Source organism: Frondihabitans sp. OV104 (assembly GCF_057787745.1).
Genome location: NZ_CM173541.1, coordinates 2,162,447 through 2,182,745, shown reverse-complemented (window position 1 = coordinate 2,182,745; position 20,299 = coordinate 2,162,447). Strand labels below are relative to the sequence as shown.

Below are 20,299 nucleotides of genomic sequence, written 5' to 3'. Positions count from 1 at the left end.
GTGATGCACGGGCTGCGAGCCATCGACGCACGGCGGCCGCGCGAGGTGCTCGAGGGGATGCGCGACGCGCTGGCAGGCGGCGACGCCGTGAATCCGCGGGTCGACTCCGGAGTTCCTGCGGACCTCCCGACCCAGGTCGAGAAGCGCGTCGCCCTGGTGATCGAGACGAGCGGCTCGACGGGGAAGGCCAAGCGCGTGGCCCTCTCGACCGGCGCCCTGCTGGCCGGAGCGGCCGCCGCCGACTCGGCCCTGAGCGGCCCGGGCCAGTGGGTGCTCGCGCTTCCGGCGCACTACGTCGCAGGCACCAACGTGCTCGTCCGCTCGATCGCCGCCGAGACGGAGCCCGAGCTGCTCGAGCCGGGGCACTTCGATCCGGCCGCGTTCGCCGCTGCCGCACGGCGCCTGACGCATCCCGTCCGCTACACCTCCCTCGTGCCGGCCCAGCTCTCGACGATGCTCGACTCGCCCGACGCCTCTGCGCTCGCGCGATTCGACGCGGTGCTGGTCGGCGGTCAGGCCACCCCGCGATCACTGCAGGAACGTGCACTCGCCGCCGGAGTCCGCGTCGTCCGCACCTACGGCTCGAGCGAGACGAGCGGAGGCTGCGTGTACGACGGCGTCCCCGTCGGCGCCACGCGAGCGGCCGTGGTCGACGGCCAGCTGGAGCTCAGCGGACCCACCCTCGCCGAGTACTACCTGGGCGATCCCGAGTGGACCGCGGCGGCGTTCGTCGAGCGTGACCGCGTGCGCTGGTACCGCACCGGCGATGCGGGCGTCGTCGACGACGAGGGCGTCGTCACCGTGACCGGCCGGCTCGACGACGTGATCGTCTCGGGCGGTGAGAAGGTCTCGCTCGGCGTCGTGGAGCGGATCGTGCGCGAGCTGCCGGGCCTGGCGGGCGCCGTCGTCGTGCGCGCCCCCCATGCCCGCTGGGGTGAGGTGCCGGTCGTCGTCGCCGTGCCGCCCGTCGCGCTGACCCTGGTTGACCTCCGGACCGCCGTCGCGGACTCCGCGGGTCGCGCCGCGGCCCCCGACCGCATCCTGGTCGTCGAGGCGATCCCGCTGCTGCCGAGCGGCAAGCCCGACCGCGTCGCCCTGGCGCGCCTCGCCGCCACGGCCTGAGCCCCGGGGGTTTCGTTCCCGAAGGCTTTCCCTGGGCGTGAATTCACGCGCAGGGAAAGCGTCTCCAGAGCGAACTGCAGCCCCTCGCAGGGCGTGGAGCGAAGTGGCCGACTTCGGAGAGACGCCCGGTAAACTCCCGGGGTGCCACAGACGCGATCGAACAGCAAGAAGAAGACCGGCCGACCGGGCGGACGCCCCGGGAAGGTCGTCGCGCGCAAGGCGACGGCCGGCGACTGGATCTCGGGGGCGCGGCCTCGCACGCTGACCCTGTCGATCGCGCCGGTCGCCCTCGGCAGCGCCGCCGCCGCGGCCGTCAACGACTTCGACTGGCCGCTCGCGCTCCTGTGCCTCATCGTGTCGCTGTTCCTCCAGGTCGGTGTGAACTACGCGAACGACTACTCCGACGGGATCAAGGGCACCGACAAGTTCCGCGTCGGCCCTCCGCGCCTGACCGGCGGCGGCGTCGCGAACGCGAAGAGGGTGCGCAACGTCGCCTTCGCCTCGTTCGCCGTCGCGGCCGGTGCGGGCATCGCCATCGTGATCATCACGCAGTTCTGGTGGCTCCTCGCCGTCGGCGCCGCGTGCGTGGTCGCCGCCTGGTTCTACACCGGGGGCCGTCGCCCGTACGGCTACAACGCCATGGGCGAGATCTTCGTCTTCGTGTTCTTCGGCCTCGTGGCGACGTGCGGCACCATGTTCGTCCAGGCGCACGACGTCTCGTACACGGCCGTCGGCTTCGCCGTCATGATCGGCCTGTTCTCGTGCGCGGTGCTGATGGTCAACAACATCCGCGACATCGAGCAGGACCGCCAGGCCGGCAAGCGCACGCTCGCCGTCGTCCTCGGCCAGCGCGGGTCGCGCATCGTCTACGCGCTCTTCCTTCTGGTGCCGTACGTGATCGTGTTCTTCTACACGTACCTCTTCTTCAACGTCGGCTACGTCTACTTCGCTCTGATCCTGACGCTGCCGGCCCTGCTCATCGGCGTCACGGCGAAGACGGCGAGAGAGCTGATCCTGGCGCTCCAGCTGTCGTCGTTCTCTGCGCTGCTGTTCTCGCTGGGCCTCAGCGCCCTGTTCTTCTTCGCGCAGCCGTAGCGCGCACCGGCGCGGCGTCAGAGCGCGTCGGTCCGGGACGCCCTACGCGTCTTCGGACGGCGGACCCGACTTGCGCAGCACGGGGCGGCCGCCGAGCAGCTCGTCCTCCGCGTCGGCGTCGAGGTCGCGCTCCGGCACCATGCGCCGCTGCGCGATGCCCTCGGCTACACCGGCGCGAAGGCGGCCGAAGAAGATGTACGAGATGAGCAGTGCCAGCACCGCGGCGATTGCGGCGGCGATGTAGACGTTGATCGACGGGATGAACCTCAGCACCACGAAGATGACCGCGAACGTGCCGATGCGGGCGGAGGTGTAGAGGAGCGCTGCTTTCACGCTGGGCAGTCTAAACGAGCTACCTCGGCCAGGCGATCGCACAGTCGGGGCGCCTACCATCGCCCACATGGTCAAGGGTCTGATTGTTCTGATCGTGGCAGCCGCCGCGTTCGTCGTCTACGCCCTCGTCGACTGCCTCTTCACCGAGCATCAGCGGGTGCGCGCGCTGCCGAAGCCGGTGTGGGCTCTGATCGTCATCGTGCTCCCCGTCGTCGGCGCCGTGCTGTGGCTGCTGCTCGGCAGAGCCCCCCGCACGCCGCGACGCACCGTCGCCCCCGACGACGATCCGGAGTTCCTGGGCCGCCCGTTCACGGCGGTGAGCGACGAAGACCGTCACGAGCTCGACGAGCGCATCCGCCGCCTCGAGCAGGAGCTCTCGGAGCCGCCCGCCCGCACGGACGACGACGGGCCGAGTGGCACACTGAAGTAGTGCCGACCCTTCCCGCCCCCTCGGGCAGTCCCGCTACCGATTTCGCCGTCGTGCTCCTCGCCGAGCTGCAGGCCTCGGGCGTCCGGGACGTCGTGCTCAGCCCGGGGTCGCGGTCACAGGCGCTGGCCCTCGCGGCGGCGGAGTTCGAGCGCGCCGGGCGCCTGCGGCTGCACGTCCGGCTCGACGAGCGCTCAGCGGGGTTCCTGGCCCTGGGGCTGGCGATCGAGTCGGGGCAGCCCACCGCCGTCGTCACCACGTCGGGAACCGCCGTCGCGAATCTGCATCCGGCCGTGCTGGAGGCGCATCACTCGGGCGTCCCGCTGATCCTGCTGACGGCCGACCGGCCCGACGAGATGCGCGGGATCGGCTCCAACCAGACCACGCACCAGCCGCGCCTCTTCGGCGAGGCACTCCGCCTGCTGCGCGACGTGCAGGCGCCGTCCGACAGCGGCGTCGACGCGCAGTACGTCCACGAGCTGGCGCGCGAAGCCGTCTCGGCCGCCCTCGGCCGCTCCGGCTCGCCCGACCGTCCCGCTGCACCGGGCCCCGTCCAGCTCAACGTGGCCTTCCGGGAGCCGCTCTCCGCCCCGGCGACCACGCTTCCGACCGAGGCTGCGCCTGCTCCCGGCGCAGGAACTCCGACGACCGCCGCCCTCCCCGGCCGCACCGCCGACCTCCGCGTCGACGAGGTACCCGGCACCGTCGTCGTCGCCGGCCACGCGGCCGGCCCCCGGGCCGAGGAGGCCGCCCGCCTGCTCGGCGCGCCTCTCGTCGCCGAGGTCTCGAGCGGCGCCCGTTTCGGCCCGCACCTCGTGCCGTCGTATCGGCAGCTGCTCGACGATCCCTCGTTCGGCGGCGCCGTGCGCCGCGTCGTCGTCTTCGGGCACCCCACGCTCACCCGCGAGATCCCCGCGCTCCTGAAGCGGGCCGACGTGGAGGTCGTCGTGGTCCGCGGCGGAGTCCCGGAGGCGTACGACCCGAGCCGGTCGGCGACCGTGGTCGACGACGTGCGGATCGAGGGCGACCCCGACGGTCGGCAGCATCGCGGCTGGGTCGGAAGCTGGGTGCACACCGGTCGGGCGCTGCTGAGCGACGACGACGCGGCGCCCGACCTGGAGGCCGAGCAGTCCGAGTTCCTGCGCTCCGAGGTCGACGTGATTCGGCAGCCGGTGACACGTCGCCACCTGGTCGAAGCGCTCTGGCGCCTGACCTGGCCGCACGACCGGCTGATCCTCGGGGCGTCTCGGCTGATCCGCGAGGCCGACGTCGCCGTGACCGGCAAGAAGATCGCCGTGCACGCGAACCGCGGCCTCGCCGGCATCGACGGCACGATCGCGACGGCCACCGGAATCGCGCTCGCGTCGCAGGCCGGCGGCACCGCGGGAGGCCCTGCGCTCGACTGGGCCGACGGCGCCCGGGGCATCTCGCGCGTGCTCGTCGGCGACCTGACACTGCTGCACGACGCCGGCTCCCTGCTGTTCGGCGAGGGCGAGGCCCGCCCGCGGCTGCAGATCGTCGTGGGCAACGACGGCGGCGGCACGATCTTCGACGGGCTCGAGGTCGCGCAGACCGCGCCCGTCGACGCCATGACGCGCGTGCAGCTCACGCCGCAGCCGGTGTCGTTCGAGCACCTGGCCCGTGCCTACGGCTGGGACTACGTGCGGGCGTCGACCCGCGGCGAGCTCGAGCAGGCGCTCGCCGGGCCGACAGGCACTGTCATCGAGGTGCCGCTGGCGCGCTGAGAACGGCAGACGCTCCGGGTCTGCAGGCGCTCCGGATCTGCAGGCGCTCCGGGTCTGCAGGCGCTTCGGGTCTAAGGTCGAGAAATGGCCAAGACGTGGAGCACCGAACCGTCCGACGCGCTGAAGTTCGCGCCCGGCACCGCCCTCGACAGCATCGACACCGACGCCTCGCCCGGCTTCGGCGGCGACAAGAAGTACGGTCAGCAGACGCTCGAGTCGGGCCGCGAGCAGCTGTCCGAGCTGCAGGAGAAGCTCTTCGCCGACTCGCGCGCGGCAGGTGGCACGAAGAGCGTGCTGCTCGTGCTCCAGGCGATGGACACCGCTGGCAAGGGCGGCATCGTCCGCCACGTGGTCGGCGCGGTCGACCCGCAGGGAATCAAGCACCACGCCTTCAAGAAGCCCACCGAAGAGGAGCTGGCCCACGACTTCCTCTGGCGGGTGCGCAACGAGCTGCCCGGCGTGGGCATGATCGGCGTCTTCGACCGGTCGCACTACGAAGACGTCCTCGTCGCGCGGGTCCGCTCGCTGGTCTCGACCGACGTGCTCGAGCAGCGCTACGACGAGATCAACGCCTTCGAGAGCGAGCTCGTCGCGAGCGGCACGACCCTGATCAAGGTGATGCTGCACATCTCGTTCGACGAGCAGAAGGCGCGTCTGGCAGAACGGCTCGACCGCCCCGACAAGCACTGGAAGTACAACCCCGGCGACATCGACGAGCGCAACCTCTGGGCCGACTACCAGAGCGCCTACCAGGTGGCCCTCGATCGCACGTCGACCGATCAGGCGCCGTGGTTCGTGGTGCCAGCCGACAAGAAGTGGTACGCGAGGGTCGCCGTCCAGCGGCTCCTCATCACCGCGCTCCGGGCGCAGGAACTCGACTGGCCGCCGGCCGACTTCGACGTCGCCGTCGAGAAGACGCGTCTCGCGGCCTCCTAGCGGGGCGCCGGCTCGGCCCGCCCGGTCAGCGTCGTCGAGGGTCAGCCCAGCGCGTCGGCCATCGGCATGAACTTCATCGTCGTCTCAGCGACCTCGCGACTGGCGACGGACTCGGCGACGATGCCCGCCCCGGCGTACGCCCGCACGCGGCCGTCGGCGCCGTCGGCCGCTCGCGTCACCTGAGCGCACCGGAGCGCGATCGCCCACTCGCCGTCGCCGTCGGCCCCCACCCAGCCCACGGGGCCGGCGTAGCGGCCGCGGTCGAACGGCTCGAGCCGCGCGATGACGGCCAGGGCGGCGGGGGTGGGAGTTCCTGCGACCGCTGCCGTGGGGTGCAGGGAGTCGATGAGGTCGAGCGCGGACGCGCCGTCGGCCAGGCGCCCCCGGACGTCGGTGGCGAGGTGCCACACGTTCGGCAGCCGGAGCGTGAACGGCCTCTCGGCCGTGGTGACCTCGATCGCGTGGCGCTCGAGCGAGAGCAGGATGCTGCTCAGGGCGAAGGCGTGCTCGTCGAGGTCTTTCTGCGACGTAGCGAGCTCGAGCGCGTTCGCGGCGTCGGAGGCCGCGTCGATGCCGCGGCCCATGCTGCCGGCGAGGACCCGGGCGCTCAGCTCGCCGGACTCGCTGCGGATCAGAGTCTCGGGGCTCGACCCGATGAGCCCGTCGACCGCGAACGTGTAGGTGTCGGGGTAGGCGAACGCGAGGTCGCGCGCCACGCGACGCAGGTCGGCGTCGTCGGGGAGGGCGGCGTCGAGGGGCCTCGCCAGCACGACCTTGCTCAGCTCGCCCGACTCGATCGCGGCGACCGCGTCGTGCACGGCACCGGCGTACGCGGCCGCCGTGAACGCCGGCTCGGCGAACTCGACGTGCACCTCGGCGCCCAGCGACGTGCGCTCGCCGACGTCGGCGCCGTCGACCCGCGTGATCCAGTCGATGCCCGCGCGACGGCCGACGACGACCCGCGGCACGATGAGCACGCTCACGTCGTCGGACTCGTCCGCGAACGCGAAGGACCCGAACGCGACGAGCCCCGTTCCCGCGAGCCGCACCTCGTCGACGACGGTCGCAGCCGCGGCGATCCCTCGCCAGGCCTCGGCCGCCTCCCGCATCCGCGCCTCGCCCCGGAACTCGAGCCGCAGCGCCTCGCCGATGCCGGCGATGCCGTCGCCGCGCCGCACGAAGAGGAGCGGATCGCGAGGGTCGACGTGGGCGAGGAAGGGGGTGATGTCGTCGATCCGGGTGGTCTCGACGTGCAGGGGGTGGTTCACTTCTTCATCGTAACGACCGGGATCGCGGGGCCCTCGGGCAGTTGCGTCCCCTTCACCTGGGTGTTCGTCGTGCATCGCCTGCTCTCGGCCTGGGTGGAGATCGGGCCGGTAGGATTCCCTGCGTGACCAAGGCCGATATGAACAAGCAGCCCAGCGAGGTTGCCTCCATGTTCGATGGGGTGGCCGCGCACTACGACGTGACGAACGACATCCTGTCGGGCGGCAACGCGGTGCTGTGGCGCATCGCCACCGTGAAGGCGATCGGCGCCGAGCCCGGCGAGAAGGTGCTCGACATCGCCGCCGGCACCGGCACGTCGTCGGCGGCCATCGCCAAGGGCGGCGCCACCGTCACGGCTCTCGACTTCTCGGCCGGCATGGTCGCGGTCGGCCGCAAGCGCCAGCCGCACATCGAGTTCATCGAGGGCGATGCCGAGCAGCTGCCGTTCGACGACGGCACCTTCGACGCCGTCACGATCTCGTTCGGCCTGCGCAACGTGAACAAGCCACGCCAGGCGCTCTCCGAGATGTACCGCGTGCTCAAGCCCGGCGGCCGCATCGTGATCTGCGAGTTCTCGACCCCGCCCGTCGCCGCCCTGCGCTTCGGCTACCAGGCCTACCTGCGGCACGTGCTGCCCGGAATCGCCAAGGTCACCTCCAGCAACTCGCCCGCCTACACCTACCTCGCCGAGTCGATCGAGAAGTGGCCCGAGCAGCAGGTGCTCAGCCAGTGGCTCCGCGGGGCCGGCTTCACCCGTGTCGCCTACCGCAACCTGACCGCAGGGATCGTGGCCCTCCACCGGGGTCACAAGCCCGCCGGCTCGACGAGGCGACCCGCCTCGGCCCCCGACGCCTGAACCACACGCAAAGGTGAACCCGTGAACCCCAGTGCACCTCCGGCTCGTCGGAGCTCGGGCCTGAGCTCGTCGCTCGGCCTCGCTGAGAAGCTCTTCTCGTCGGCCTCCGAGCGCCGCTTCGTCGCGGCCATCGACGCCGGCCTCGAGCGCGTCGAAGACGGCCTGCTCGTCGAGATGGCCTTCGGCGACGACCTCGCCGACGTCACGAGCCGCTACCTGCTCAGTGCCGGCGGCAAGCGCATCCGCCCGACGCTCGCACTGCTCATCTCGCAGCTGGGCGACGGGGCCACCGACGCCGTCGTGTCGGCCGCGCAGGCCGTCGAGATCACTCATCTCGCGTCGCTCTACCACGACGACGTCATGGACGAGGCGACCATGCGCCGAGGCGTCCCGAGCGCCCAGTCGCGCTGGGGTAACAGCGTCGCCATCCTCACCGGCGACCTGCTCTTCGCCCGGGCCTCCACGATCGTCGCCGATCTCGGCGAGGAGGCGATACGGCTCCAGGCGCAGACATTCGAGCGCCTCTGCCTCGGCCAGCTGCATGAGACGATCGGCCCGCGCGAGGGCGACGACCCCATCGCGCACTACCTCGACGTGCTCAGCGACAAGACCGGCTCGCTCATCTCGATGGCGGCCAAGGTCGGCGTCATGTTCTCCGGCGCCCCGCGGGAGTACCTCGGGCCGGTCTCGGCCTTCGGCGAGAAGATCGGCGTCGCCTTCCAGCTCGTCGACGACGTCATCGACCTGTCTCCGCAGAGCGAGGAGACCGGCAAGCGCGCCGGCACCGACCTCCTGGCCGGCGTCGAGACCCTGCCGCTCATGTACCTGCGCGTCCAGGCCCAGACCGACATCGACTCGTCGGCCCTGCTCAGCGAGATCGAGGCCAACGTGCGCGCCGCGACCGCGGGCGGCGACGTCAGCGAGGCCGACCTCGCCGACACCGTCCGGCAGCTCCGCGAGCACGACGTGACGCGCCGCACCCACGACGAGGCCCGCCGCTGGGCCGACGACGCGGTCGCCGCACTCGCGCCGCTGCCGCAGGGCCCCGTGAAGAAGGCGCTGACCCGCTTCGCGGAGCGCGTCGTCGAGCGCCAGGCCTAGCTCTCCCGCCTCGGGCCCTGGTGCCCGGGCTTGTCCGAGCGATTCGCAGCGGCACGCCGAACACACCCTGACCACCTGTCCGAGAACACCCCGAACCGCCCGGAAAAGAACGCAGTACCTATGACGACCTTGCGCCTCGCCATCGTTGGAGCCGGCCCCGCCGGTATCTACGCCGCCGACATCATCCTGAAGGCCGAACGCCAGTTCGACGTCCAGATCGACCTGTTCGAGCAGCTCCCCGCCCCGTACGGCCTCGTCCGCTACGGCGTCGCCCCCGACCACCCGCGCATCAAGGGCATCATCAACGCCCTCCGCGACGTGCTCGACCGCGGCGACATCCGCATCTTCGGCAACGTCCGCTACGGCGTCGACATCTCGCTCGACGACCTGAAGAAGCACTACAACGCCGTGATCTTCTCGACCGGCGCCATCAAGGACGCCGACCTCGACATCCCCGGCATCGACCTCGAGGGCAGCTACGGCGCCGCCGACTTCGTCAGCTGGTTCGACGGCCACCCCGACGTGCCGCGCACCTGGCCGCTGGAGGCCTCCTCGATCGGCGTCGTCGGCGTCGGCAACGTCGCCCTGGACGTCTCGCGCATCCTCGCCAAGCACGCCGACGACCTCCTTCCCACCGAGATCCCCGACAACGTCTACGACGTGCTCAAGGCTTCGCCCGTCACCGATGTGCACATCTTCGGCCGCCGCGGTCCGGCCCAGGTGAAGTTCTCGCCGCTCGAGCTCCGCGAGCTGGGCGAGCTCCGCGACGTCGACATGATCGTCTACGACGAGGACTTCGACTACGACGAGGCCTCGAAGAACGCCATCGCCACCAACAAGCAGGTCTTCGTCATCGACAAGGTCCTGAACCAGTGGCGCCAGCGCGAGACCGGCAGCGCGTCGCGCCGTCTCCACCTGCACTTCTACGCCAAGCCCGTGCGAGTCGAAGAGGTCGACGGCCGGGTCTCCGGCCTCATCTACGAGCGCACCCGGCCCGACGGCGCCGGCAGCGTCGAGGGCACCGGCGAGTTCCGCACCGTCGAGATGCAGGCGATCTACCGCGCCGTCGGCTACTTCGGCTCGCCCCTCGACGGCATCCCGTTCGACGAGAAGCGCGGCGTCATCCCGAACCACGAGGGCCAGGTGCTCGACGACCACGATCAGATCGTGCCCGGCGTGTACGCCACCGGCTGGATCAAGCGCGGCCCCGTCGGCCTCATCGGCCACACCAAGAGCGACGCGATGGAGACCGTGCAGCACGTGCTGACCGACCAGGCGTCGTGGTGGGCCCCGGCCGACCCGTCGCTCGAGGCGATCCCCGCGTTGCTCGAATCCCGCGGCGTCGCGTTCACCGACCTCGAGGGCTGGCACCGCCTCGACGAGCACGAGATGGCGCTCGGCGCCGGCTTCGAGGGCGACGTCGAGCGCGTCCGCGTGAAGGTCGTGCCGCGCGACGAGATGGTCACGGTGTCGCGGGCTCAGTAGTCTCGGCGCCCGGGCCTGTGGATGACTTCTGCAGACTCCCGGGCGCCGCCGCTACCGTGGTGGCATGACGCTCACCGCCTCGCGCCCTGCCGCTTCCGGCCCGGGAGCACGCCTCCGCGGCATCGATGCGGCGCGTGGCATCGCCCTGTTCGGCATGTTCGCGGCGCACCTCGTCGACGTCGAGAACCCCGTCGACTGGAGCGAGCCGTCGACCTGGTGGTCGATCGTGGCGGGTCGGTCGTCCGTGCTCTTCGCCGTGCTCGCAGGCATCTCGCTGGCTCTGACGACGGGGCGCGACAAGCCGGTCCGCGGCGCGGCCCTGACAGTCGCCCGGCGCAGGATCGCCGCCCGCGGCGTCCTCATCGCCGTGATCGGCATCCTCCTGATGCTGCTCGAGACTCCCGTGGCGGTCATCCTCGCCACCTACGGCATCCTCTTCGTCGTGCTCCTCCCCGCCCTGTCGTGGTCGCGCGTCGCGCTCCTGACAGTCGCCGGCGGGCTCGCCCTCGTCGCGTTCCCCATCTCGCTCGCGTCGGTGTTCCCGCTCGCCGAGACCGGCGTCATCCTCCAGCAGATCTTCCTGTACTACCCGCTCGCGACCTTCGCCGCCTACCTGCTGCTGGGCCTGGCCGTCGGCCGCTCCGACCTGCGGTCTCCGCGCGTGCTCGGTGCGCTCCTCGGCGGGGGCACGGCGCTGGCCGTGGTCGTCTACTCCGTCGGCGAGGCCGTCACGCCCGGCGGCCTCCTGTTCCACTCGTTCGGCGGTCTGCGGCTCCGCGACTACGTCTTCGCGTCCGAGCCGCACTCCTCGACTCTCGTCGACATGCTGGGCTCGGCCGGCGTGGCCCTCGCCGTCATCGGCGCCTGCGGGCTCCTCGCCCGGGTTCCGCGCAACGCGCCGCTGTTCGTGCTCGCCCGCGTGGGCGCCATGCCGCTCTCGATCTACTCGGCCCACCTCGTCGTCATCGCCTGGCTCTACCACTCCGGGTTCCTCGACGGGCTCACGCCCGCGGGCGAGGGGACCGTCTGGGCCCTCTTCGTGGTCGGAGCCTGCCTCGCAGCCCTCGCCTGGGGCGGGCGTCCGGGGCCGCTCGAGCGTGCGGTCGCCGCCGTCGCGCGTGCCGTCGGCGGGCGCGCGCCGGAGGCCGTGGCACCAGGTGTCCAGGGCGGCGCTCCCGTGCTCGGCGCGGTGTCCTCGTCCGTCAGCGGAGTCGCCGCCGGCGGATCCACGTCGACATCGCCCCGAGACGACTGGGCGCCGCCGAGCGGCCGCCCGCTGTAGGCCCGGCCGCACCGGGGGATGGAACCACGATCGGGTGGCGGAGGTCGGGTGCGACGGGTGCCGGGTGACGAAGGGGTCAGGCGCGGCGGCGGGCGGCGAGTTCCTGCGCCGGGATTGTCGCGCGAAGCGCTGGTCGAGCCCGCCTAGCGGAAGTTGACGAACTGGAGCGAGACGTCGAGGTCGGCGCCCTTGAGGAGCGCCATCGTCGCCTGGAGGTCGTCGCGGCTCTTCGAGGTCACGCGCAGCTCGTCGCCCTGGATCTGGCTCTTGACGCCCTTGGGCCCCTCGTCGCGGATCAGCTTGTTGATCTTCTTCGCGGCCTCTTGGTCGATGCCGTCTTTCATGGAGATCTCGATGCGGTACTCCTTGCCGCTGGCGTACGGGTCGCCGGCGTCGATGCTCTTCAGCGAGATGCCCCGCTTGATGAGCTTCGACTCGTAGACGTCGAGGACGGCCTTGGCGCGCTCCTCGGTGTTCGCCTTGATGAGCACCTTCTCGCCGCTCATGTCGATGGCGGCGCCGACGTTCTTGAAGTCGTAGCGCTGCTCGACCTCCTTGCGCGCCTGGTTGAGCGCGTTGTCGGCCTCCATCTTGTCGACCTTGCTGACCACGTCGAAAGAGCTGTCTGCCATGTCGTCCACCCTAGCGAATGGCGGCGACGGCGGCCTCCGCACGCGCCGTGGTCGAGACCACGGCGCGGAGGCTGTATTGTTGACGGGCGCCTTCGGTTGGTGAATACACTGGTCGAGTGCGCACCTGGCAAGTTACCCAAGCGGCCAAAGGGATCTGACTGTAAATCAGCCGGCGTAGCCTCCGGGGGTTCGAATCCCTCACTTGCCACACGGTGTCCGACGACGACACGGAAGAACACACTGTGTCCCTTCGACACAGAAGAACGCAGAGACGCCCGGTGCTGAGCATCGGGCGTTTCGCATACCTGGGGGTCGCATGACCACGAACGCCGAGCTGCTCGAGATCGCCCGCTCCATCGCGCGGGAGGCGGGCGAGCTGGCTGCGCGGCGCCGGGCCGAGGGCGTCGAGGTCGCCGCGAGCAAGTCGAGCTCGGTCGACATCGTGACGCACGCCGATCGCGAGGTCGAGACCCTGATCCGCGCACGGCTCGCAGCAGAGCGACCGGGCGACGGCTTCTACGGCGAGGAGTCCGGCGCGGAGCCGACGCAGACGGGTCTCACCTGGATCGTCGACCCGATCGACGGCACCGTGAACTTCCTCTACGGGATTCCGGCCTACGCCGTCAGCATCGCCGTCGTCGAGGGCGAGCCCGACCCGCTCACGTGGCGGGCTCTGGCCGCGTGCGTGTTCAACCCCGTCGCCGGGGAGGAGTACGTCGCGACCCGCGGCGGCGGCGCCTTCCTGAACGGCGAGCGTCTCGCCGTGTCGAGGCCCGCCGACCTGTCGCAGTCGCTGCTCGCCACCGGCTTCTCGTACGACCCTGTGCGCCGTATCGAGCAGGGCGCGGTCGTCGCCCCCCTCCTCGGCCGCGTCCGCGACATCCGCCGTATCGGGGCCGCCTCCCTCGACCTCTGCAGCGTCGCCGCGGGTCGGCTCGACGCCTACGTCGAGCGCGGCCTCCAGCCGTGGGATCACGCCGCCGGCGTCCTCGTCGCCGGTGAAGCAGGTGCGACGGTGCTCACCCCCGCCGGAGCCCAGGCCAGCCGCGACCTCACCTTCGTCTGCGCGCCCGCCGTCGCCGCTGAGCTCGCGGAGGCACTCGCCGACGGCGGGTTCTGAGTACCGAACCAGAGAGGGCGCAGGAACTCCCCGACACCGCCCGACCCCCCGCACGCGGGTATATATCAATATCGGGCCTAGCCATCCGGTTGCGAATTCGCTACCATGGGTCAGGCGTTGCTCGTCCGGGAGGCTTTCCGGGGGCGCACGCTAGGGTGATTCGATCACCGTCGTCCGCGGCCGTCTCTCCGCGGGCAGTTCCCGGCCACAGCCCTGTGCAGCACTTTCTGCGCGGCGCCGAAGCCCGCCCCCGACCCTGAGGACCTACTCGCAGTGACCCAGCCTGACGCCGCCCCCACCGCCCACCGCGGAACCGCAGGCGACGTCGACGGCCCCACCGTGGCCCCCCTCACGCGACGTGCCGCGCGCGCCCGCGAGCGTCAGCTCGAGACGGCGGCGACCTTGGTCGTCGACCCGTCATCGCTGGCTGGCTCGTCGTCGCTGGCTGGCTCGGCTGCGCTCGCCGGTCCGGCTTCGCTGGCTGGCTCGGCTTCGCTGGCTGGCTCGACGTCGCTGGGCGATCCGACTGCTGTGGCCTCGGCGGCGCTCGGTGCAAATCCGGCTCGGGTCTCGCCGGCCCGCCTGTCTCCCGACGCGATGTCGTCGTCTGCCGTGTCGCCCGCGTCGGCGTCCGTGTCGACTGCTTCGGCGTCGCCAGCTCCGGTGTCGACTGCTTCGGCGTCGCCCGTTTCGACGCCGGCGAGTCCGGCGTCGGTCGCCTGGCCCGCCACACGCACGACGCCGGGCTCGATGGTCACGTCGCGCACGTCGACGGGGTCCGGCCCGACGGTCGCGACGCCTGCGGTCACGACGACCGGTGGCCCGACGGTCGCGACGCGCACCTCGGTGGCGGCCGACCCTGTGGCTCGCGAGGCGACCCGTGCTGCCGAAGCCCCGTCGGTCGCAGCACCCGCCGCGGCCTCCGCCCCGGCGACGCGGCGGTCGCTGCGCGCCCAGCCGATGCGTCGAGTTCCTGCGCCCGGTTCCCCTCGTCTCGCACCCGCCGCGGTCCGGCCCGTGATCTCGACCCGCGGCCGTCGCACCCGCCGTTTCGGGGTCCTCGGTGGCCTCCTGTTCGTCGGGGCCACCGTCGTCGCGACCTCCGTTCCCGCGAACGCCTACTTCGTCGACACCCCCGAGCACGTCGCCGTGAAGCTCGCCGCCGCCGTCGAGGCCGGCACCACCGTCGGCGGGGCCACCTCGTCGACCGCCGGGCAGGGCTACATCGCGTCGGGCACCGTCGTCGGCGCCAGCCTCGGCCGTGACGGCTACTCGGTCAGCGCCCCCAAGGTCACCTCGTCGAGCACCGGCACCGGAGCGTTCGCGAACGACTCGACCGCGCCGGTCCAGTGGCCGTTCGCCACGACCTCGCCGATCAGCAGCGGCTTCGGCTCGCGGCAGGTCGCCAACTGCAGCTTCTGCTCCACGTTCCACGAGGGCCTCGACTTCACGCCCGGCGCCGGCACGCCGATCCAGATCATCGCGGACGGCACCGTCTCGAAGGTCGAGCAGGGCGGCGGTGCCCTGGGCTACAACGTGTGGATCGACCACACCATCAACGGCGTCCCGGTCACCAGCGTGTACGCGCACATGGTCGCCGGATCCATCAAGGTCACGCTCGGCGAGAAGGTGAAGGTCGGCCAGCAGGTCGGCAACGTCGGCTCGACCGGCAACAGCACGGGTGCGCACCTGCACTTCGAGATCCACCTCAACGGCGTTCCGGTCGACCCGTACCCCTGGCTCGTAGCCAACGCCGGCGCGTAGCGCCTCGTCTGCCGCGGCTGCGCGCGGCGCCGCCGAACGTCGGCCCCGCCCCGCCTCGTACCCGCCAATCGAGCGGCTCGGCCCGTGGGCTCGGTTCGGCCCCGCCGGGTCGGTGAAGACCCGCCGATGCGGCTCACGCCTGCCGATCCGGCGCGCTCCCTCCGAGGCGGCGACGTAGCCCCGCCGAATCGGCTCGCGCCCGCTGAAGGTCCGGCGGCTTCGTGCCGATCCGGCGGGGGCGAGGCGGTGGCGGGCGGCTCGGCCCGCGCTTTCGGTTCTGCCCGGCCGGGTCGGCGGAGACCCGCCGATGCGGCTCACGCCTGCCGATCCGGCGAGCTCCCTCCGAGGCGGCGACGTAGCCCCGCCGAATCGGCGCGTTCCCGCCGAACGGCAGGCGGGTTCGTGCCGATTCGGCGGGGGCGAGGCGGTGGCGGCCGGCTCGGCCCGCGGGTTCGGTTCGGCCCCGCCGGGTCGGCGAAGACGCGCCGATGCGGCTCACGCCCGCCGATTCGGCGCGCTCCCGCCGAGTCGGCGATGTAGCCCGCCCGAATCGGCGCGTTCCCGCCGAAGGGCAGGCGGGTTCGTGCCGATCCGGCGGGGGTGACGCACTCGAAGCCACCCACACCATGCCGCACCGACAACGCCGCGGATCACCCCACCCAGCGCCGCGACCGCGATCAGGCCGAGCGGACCCAGACGGTCGCGTCGCCCGGCAGCGCCGGCCCGTCGAGCTCCACGGTCGCCAGCAGCTCGTCGCCGATCGGCAGCTCGACCGGCACCGTGCCGGTGTTCGCGATGACGGTCACGACGCCGTTGCGGAACGCGACCACGTCGGCTCCGTATCCGTCGAGCCACTCGACCGACCCGGAACCCAGGTCGAACTCAGCCCGGAGCGCGAGCGCCAGGCGGTAGAGCTCGAGCGTCGACGCCGGCTTGCCGGTCTGCGAGTCGCGGGCGTAGGGCGCCCAGTCGTCGGGCTGCGGCAGCCACGACTCGCCGCTCGTGTTGAAGCCGTAGGCGGGGGACGCGGCCTCCCACGGGATGGGCACGCGGCAGCCGTCGCGGCCGTACCTCTCGCCGTTCGTGCGGAACCAGGTGGGGTCCTGGCGGGCGTCGTCGGGCAGGTCGATGGCCTCGGGCAGGCCGAGCTCCTCGCCCTGGTAGAGGTAGGCCGAGCCGGGAAGGGCGAGCATGACGGCGGTGGCGGCGCGGGCTCGGGCCAGGCCGACCGCGCGGTCGGGGAGGCCCGGGCTCCTGGGGCCGATTCCTGCGCCCTGGGGGTTGTCGGCGGTCAGCCCGAGGCGGGAGGCGTGGCGGACGACGTCGTGGTTCGACAGCACCCACGTGCTCGGCGCGCCGACGCTGGAGAACACCTCGAGGGAGGCGTCGATGACGCGCTTGATCGACGGGGCCGACCAGCCGCTCTCGAGGTAGGTGAAGTTGAAGGCCTGGTGCATCTCGTCGGGGCGCACCCAGTTGGCGAGCTTCGAGAGCGGCTCGACCCACGCCTCGGCGACGAGGATCCGGTCGCCCGCGTACGTGTCGAGCAGCGCGCGCCAGGAGCGGTAGATCTCGTGGACGCCATCCTGCGCCCAGTACGGCGGCGTCGCGCCCTCTTCGAGCCCGCCGCCCATGCTGCCGCTGTCGGCGGGCGGGGTGTAGTCGGGCAGACCGGGCTTCTTGATCATGCCGTGGGCGACGTCGACCCGGAATCCGTCGACTCCGCGGTCGAGCCAGAAGCGCAGGATGTCGAGGAACTGCTCGCGCACCCACGGGTTCTGCCAGTCGAAGTCGGGTTGCGACGAGTCGAAGAGGTGGAGGTACCACTGGCCGGGCGTGCCGTCGGCCTCGGTGATGCGGGTCCAGGCCTCGCCGCCGAAGACCGACTGCCAGTTGTTCGGCGGCACCTCGCCGTCGGCGCCCGTGCCGTCGCGGAACAGGTAGCGAGCCCGCTCGGTCGAGCCGGGCCCGGCGGCGAGGGCCTCCTGGAACCAGCGGTGATCGCTCGACGAGTGGTTGGGGACGAGGTCGACCACGAGGCGCAGTCCGAGCTCGGTGGCCTTTGCGCGGAGGGCGTCGAAGTCGGCGAGGGTGCCGAACCGCGGGTCGACGTCGCAGTAGTCGGCGACGTCGTAGCCGGCGTCGCGCTGCGGCGACGTGTAGAACGGCGACAGCCAGACGGCGTCGACGCCGAGATCGGCGAGGGCCGAGAGGCGTGAGGTGATGCCGGGGAGATCGCCCATGCCGTCGCCGTCGCTGTCGGCGAACGAGCGCGGGTACACCTGATAGATGACGGCTGTGCGCCACCACTCCGATCCCGTGTCGGCGGCGATCAGCTCGGAGGGGGAGATGTCTGAGGCGGGCACGGTGGACTCGTCGTGAGGCATGGGTGCCACGATACGACAGGCGTGCTCTGCTTTCCGTCTCCCTTGCCAGGCTGCCGATCTGATCGGTTAAGGTGGAGTATCCGACGTCGATTGGCCTTGACCTGAACATCTTCACCGACACTGAGACCGCCACCGGTTCCGCGTTCCCTCTCGCGCTCGGCACGAACGTCTTCGGGTGGACCGTCGGGGCTCCGACGGCGCTCGAGATCCTCGACGTGTTCGCGGCCGACGGCGGCCGGGTCATCGACACCGCCGACGTCTACTCCGCGTGGCTCCCGGGCAATTCGGGCGGCGAGTCCGAGGCCATCATCGGCCGCTGGCTGGCACGCCCCGGCAACCGCGACCGCGTGCTCGTCAGCACCAAGGTGGGCCAGCACCCCGACGCGCCCGGCCTCACGCGCGACAGCATCCGCCGGGGTGTCGAGGCGTCGCTGACCCGCCTCCGCACCGATCGCATCGACCTCTACTTCGCGCACTACGACGACGACGAGACGCCGCTGGAGGAGACCGTCGGCGCGCTCAGCGAGCTGGTCGACGAGGGCAAGATCCGGTATCCGGCCGCCTCGAACTACACGGGCGCGCGGCTCCGGCAGGCACTCGCGATCGCCGACCGCGACGGGCTGCACCCCTTCAGGGCGATCCAGTCGGCGTACAACCTCGTGCGGCGCGACGACTACGAGCGCGACGTCGCCCCGATCGTCGACCACTTCGGCCTCGCAGTGCTTCCGCACTCGGCGCTGGCGAGCGGATTCCTCACGGGCAAGTACCGCAACGGCGTCGACGACGGCGAGTCGCCCCGCGGCGGTCGTGCGCTGAGCTACCTCACCCCCGAGAACGTCGCCACGGTCGACGTCGTCATGGAGATCGCCGAACGCCACGGCGTCGTGCCGGGCGCCGTCGCCATCAAGTGGCTGGCCTCTCGCGACGGCGTGATCGGCGCCCTCTCCAGCGCCCGCTCGACTCTCCAGCTCGAGGGTCTGCTCGCGGCCTCCAGCCTCGATCTCTCGGCGCAGGAACTCGGGGCCCTCACTGCGATCTCGGAGCCCCCGGCCGCGTAGGCGCAGTCCAGCCCCTCCATGCTCCCGCCCGGTGCGATGACCGTCTTCGCCGTCGAGCCGGAGCTCCAGGCTGTGCGAGACCCGATGATGCCCCTCGCCGAATGTGTCGCCGCTCGGAATGCGCGACGTCGACCGGTGTTGTCTTCAGGAGACACCTCGACAGAAGGAGCTCACATGACGGACGCACCTCGTATCGCACTCGGCGAAAGCGACCTCCGGGTCTTCCCCCTCAATCTCGGCGGCAACGTCTTCGGCTGGACGGCCGACGAAGAGACGTCGTTCGGCGTCCTCGACGCGTACGTCGCGGCCGGCGGCAATTTCATCGACACGGCTGACGTCTATTCGGCGTGGGTCCCGGGCAACGCCGGTGGCGAGTCGGAGTCGATCATCGGCCGCTGGATGGCGTCGCGCGGCAACCGCGCCGACATCGTGATCGCTACCAAGGTCGGCATGCTCGAGGGCTTCCAGGGCACCTCGCGCGACATCGTGCGCAAGGCCGTCGATGCATCTCTGCAGCGCCTCGGCACCGACTACATCGACCTCTACTACGCGCATCAGGACTTCACCGACCGCCCGGTCGAGGAGGCCGTCGAGGCTCTCGACGAGCAGGTGCAGCTCGGCAAGGTCCGCGCCATCGGCGCCTCCAACTTCACCGGCCAGCGCCTCGAGCAGGCCCTGCGCTTCAGCGAGTCCGAGAACATCTCGAAGTACGCCGCGATCCAGAACAAGTACAGCCTCGTCGAGCGCGACGACGTCGAGGGAAGCGAGGGCGGCCCGACGGTCGCCGACGTGGCGCTCGCCGAGACCGTGTCGGTCATGCCGTACTTCTCGCTGGCCAGCGGATTCCTCACGGGCAAGTACCGCGACGGCGTGACCGTCGACAGCCAGCGCGCCAGCGGCGCCGGCGCGTACCTCGACGACCGTGGCCGCCGCGTGCTCGGGGTCCTCGACGAGGTGGCCGGAGCCCACTCGACTTCGGTCGCCACCGTGGCGCTCGCGTGGCTGCTCGCCCAGCCGTCGGTCGGCACGCCGATCGCGTCGGCCCGGACCGTCGAGCAGCTGCCCGACCTCGTCGCGGCCGCGACGCTGACGCTCGCCGACGACGAGGTCGCCGCCCTGTCGGCGGCGTCGTCGACCGTCTCGGCGTAGCCCGCATCGCGAGGGTGTCGGGGCGACCCGGCACCCTCCGTGCTGTCGGCGTCGTCTCGTGTCACGAGGCGCCTCGAAGTCCTGCTATTCTCGTGTGGTGCCAATCGCGGCCTGAAACACTGACGGCGCGACGGCTACGCCCCCTTAGCTCATTGGTAGAGCACTTCCTTGGTAAGGAAGAGGTAGTGGGTCCGATTCCCACAGGGGGCTCGTCCCTCTGAACGACACTGAACCACCGCTCGCGCGGACTCAGTCGAGATGCGGAGGCACAGGCCGGCCTAGTCGGCTGGTGCGGCGGGGTAGCTCAGGTGGTTAGAGCACACGGCTCATAATCGTGGTGTCGCGGGTTCGAGTCCCGCTCCCGCTACACGTAAGGCCCTCTGGCCTGGGTCACCCCAGGCGGAGGGCCCTTTTTCACGGTGTCTCGGCGGTCAGAGGCACGACGATCGAGTTCACGAGAGCCCGCGAGGGCGGTGCGTGTGAGAACGTCGCGTTAACTCTTCTCAGTCGTGTCTTCTGTGCCGCCAGAATGTGGCTGGCG

General features: G+C 71.4%; 17 protein-coding genes and 3 tRNA genes. 16 read left to right on the top strand and 4 right to left on the bottom strand.

The features are described 5' to 3' along the window. Positions 1-3: 3 nt before the first annotated feature. Together AC3CBB_RS10305 and AC3CBB_RS10300 are read left to right on the top strand one after the other, a co-directional pair. On the top strand, positions 4-1,122 hold the full coding sequence (locus tag AC3CBB_RS10305) for an AMP-binding protein (RefSeq protein ID WP_488624499.1): 1,119 nt from the start codon (positions 4-6) through the stop codon (positions 1,120-1,122). 141 nt (positions 1,123-1,263) lie between these two features. Continuing rightward, positions 1,264-2,217: a 1,4-dihydroxy-2-naphthoate polyprenyltransferase gene (locus tag AC3CBB_RS10300; protein ID WP_123505245.1), complete on the top strand. Its 954-nt coding sequence runs from the start codon at positions 1,264-1,266 to the stop codon at positions 2,215-2,217. 42 nt (positions 2,218-2,259) lie between these two features. Here the strand turns inward: AC3CBB_RS10300 and AC3CBB_RS10295 are convergent, their stop codons facing one another. Continuing rightward, a complete protein-coding gene (locus tag AC3CBB_RS10295; RefSeq protein WP_158614155.1) occupies positions 2,260-2,550 on the bottom strand; it encodes a DUF4229 domain-containing protein in 291 nt (96 codons plus the stop codon). A gap of 67 nt (positions 2,551-2,617) precedes the next feature. Between AC3CBB_RS10295 and AC3CBB_RS10290 the strand changes: the two genes are divergently transcribed. From AC3CBB_RS10290 to AC3CBB_RS10280, 3 genes are all read left to right on the top strand, one after another. Further along, entirely contained in the window at positions 2,618-2,980 is a 363-nt protein-coding gene (locus tag AC3CBB_RS10290; protein WP_123505243.1) for a PLD nuclease N-terminal domain-containing protein, read from the top strand. After that, on the top strand, positions 2,980-4,722 hold the full coding sequence (gene menD, locus AC3CBB_RS10285) for a 2-succinyl-5-enolpyruvyl-6-hydroxy-3-cyclohexene-1-carboxylic-acid synthase (RefSeq protein WP_488624498.1): 1,743 nt from the start codon (positions 2,980-2,982) through the stop codon (positions 4,720-4,722). The genes AC3CBB_RS10290 and menD overlap by 1 nt, the downstream gene beginning before the upstream one ends. A gap of 84 nt (positions 4,723-4,806) precedes the next feature. Next, positions 4,807-5,658 carry a PPK2 family polyphosphate kinase gene (locus AC3CBB_RS10280; protein WP_488624497.1) on the top strand — a complete coding sequence of 284 codons (852 nt, stop codon included), beginning with the start codon at positions 4,807-4,809 and terminating at the stop codon, positions 5,656-5,658. A 41-nt stretch (positions 5,659-5,699) separates the two neighbouring features. Here AC3CBB_RS10280 and AC3CBB_RS10275 read toward each other — a convergent pair whose 3' ends face one another. Beyond that, positions 5,700-6,926 (bottom strand): isochorismate synthase, encoded by a 1,227-nt coding sequence (locus AC3CBB_RS10275; RefSeq protein WP_488624496.1) that lies wholly within the window; start codon positions 6,924-6,926, stop codon positions 5,700-5,702. A gap of 122 nt (positions 6,927-7,048) precedes the next feature. Between AC3CBB_RS10275 and ubiE the strand changes: the two genes are divergently transcribed. From ubiE to AC3CBB_RS10255, 4 genes are all read left to right on the top strand, one after another. Further along, complete coding sequence (gene ubiE / locus AC3CBB_RS10270; RefSeq protein ID WP_488624495.1) at positions 7,049-7,780, top strand: bifunctional demethylmenaquinone methyltransferase/2-methoxy-6-polyprenyl-1,4-benzoquinol methylase UbiE; 732 nt, start codon at positions 7,049-7,051, stop codon at positions 7,778-7,780. Positions 7,781-7,801: 21 nt separating this feature from the next. Next, positions 7,802-8,881 (top strand): polyprenyl synthetase family protein, encoded by a 1,080-nt coding sequence (locus AC3CBB_RS10265; protein WP_488624494.1) that lies wholly within the window; start codon positions 7,802-7,804, stop codon positions 8,879-8,881. A gap of 120 nt (positions 8,882-9,001) precedes the next feature. After that, complete coding sequence (locus tag AC3CBB_RS10260; RefSeq protein WP_488624493.1) at positions 9,002-10,366, top strand: ferredoxin--NADP reductase domain-containing protein; 1,365 nt, start codon at positions 9,002-9,004, stop codon at positions 10,364-10,366. A 64-nt stretch (positions 10,367-10,430) separates the two neighbouring features. Beyond that, positions 10,431-11,648 carry a heparan-alpha-glucosaminide N-acetyltransferase domain-containing protein gene (locus AC3CBB_RS10255; protein ID WP_488624492.1) on the top strand — a complete coding sequence of 406 codons (1,218 nt, stop codon included), beginning with the start codon at positions 10,431-10,433 and terminating at the stop codon, positions 11,646-11,648. A gap of 143 nt (positions 11,649-11,791) precedes the next feature. Here the strand turns inward: AC3CBB_RS10255 and AC3CBB_RS10250 are convergent, their stop codons facing one another. Then, complete coding sequence (locus AC3CBB_RS10250) at positions 11,792-12,280, bottom strand: YajQ family cyclic di-GMP-binding protein (RefSeq protein ID WP_123505236.1); 489 nt, start codon at positions 12,278-12,280, stop codon at positions 11,792-11,794. 126 nt (positions 12,281-12,406) lie between these two features. Between AC3CBB_RS10250 and AC3CBB_RS10245 the strand changes: the two genes are divergently transcribed. The 3 genes from AC3CBB_RS10245 to AC3CBB_RS10235 all read left to right on the top strand — a co-directional run bounded on the left by AC3CBB_RS10245 (position 12,407) and on the right by AC3CBB_RS10235 (position 15,164). Further along, positions 12,407-12,488, top strand: a tRNA-Tyr gene (locus AC3CBB_RS10245). Positions 12,489-12,596: 108 nt separating this feature from the next. Beyond that, the gene (locus AC3CBB_RS10240; protein ID WP_488624491.1) at positions 12,597-13,400 is read left to right on the top strand and encodes an inositol monophosphatase family protein; all 804 of its coding nucleotides are present in this window, start codon (positions 12,597-12,599) and stop codon (positions 13,398-13,400) included. A 273-nt stretch (positions 13,401-13,673) separates the two neighbouring features. Continuing rightward, the gene (locus AC3CBB_RS10235; protein ID WP_488624490.1) at positions 13,674-15,164 is read left to right on the top strand and encodes a M23 family metallopeptidase; all 1,491 of its coding nucleotides are present in this window, start codon (positions 13,674-13,676) and stop codon (positions 15,162-15,164) included. A gap of 677 nt (positions 15,165-15,841) precedes the next feature. Here the strand turns inward: AC3CBB_RS10235 and AC3CBB_RS10230 are convergent. Continuing rightward, positions 15,842-17,551: a glycoside hydrolase family 13 protein gene (locus AC3CBB_RS10230; protein ID WP_488624489.1), complete on the bottom strand. Its 1,710-nt coding sequence runs from the start codon at positions 17,549-17,551 to the stop codon at positions 15,842-15,844. Positions 17,552-17,622: 71 nt separating this feature from the next. Between AC3CBB_RS10230 and AC3CBB_RS10225 the strand changes: the two genes are divergently transcribed. The 4 genes from AC3CBB_RS10225 (at position 17,623) to AC3CBB_RS10210 (ending at position 20,125) form a co-directional block, all read left to right on the top strand. Continuing rightward, positions 17,623-18,609, top strand: coding sequence for an aldo/keto reductase (locus tag AC3CBB_RS10225; protein WP_233579882.1), 987 nt, complete (start codon positions 17,623-17,625; stop codon positions 18,607-18,609). Positions 18,610-18,783: 174 nt separating this feature from the next. Next, on the top strand, positions 18,784-19,758 hold the full coding sequence (locus AC3CBB_RS10220; protein ID WP_123505231.1) for an aldo/keto reductase: 975 nt from the start codon (positions 18,784-18,786) through the stop codon (positions 19,756-19,758). 138 nt (positions 19,759-19,896) lie between these two features. After that, a tRNA-Thr gene (locus AC3CBB_RS10215) sits at positions 19,897-19,968 on the top strand. An 83-nt stretch (positions 19,969-20,051) separates the two neighbouring features. Beyond that, positions 20,052-20,125 (top strand) — tRNA-Met (locus AC3CBB_RS10210). Positions 20,126-20,299 lie beyond the last annotated feature (174 nt).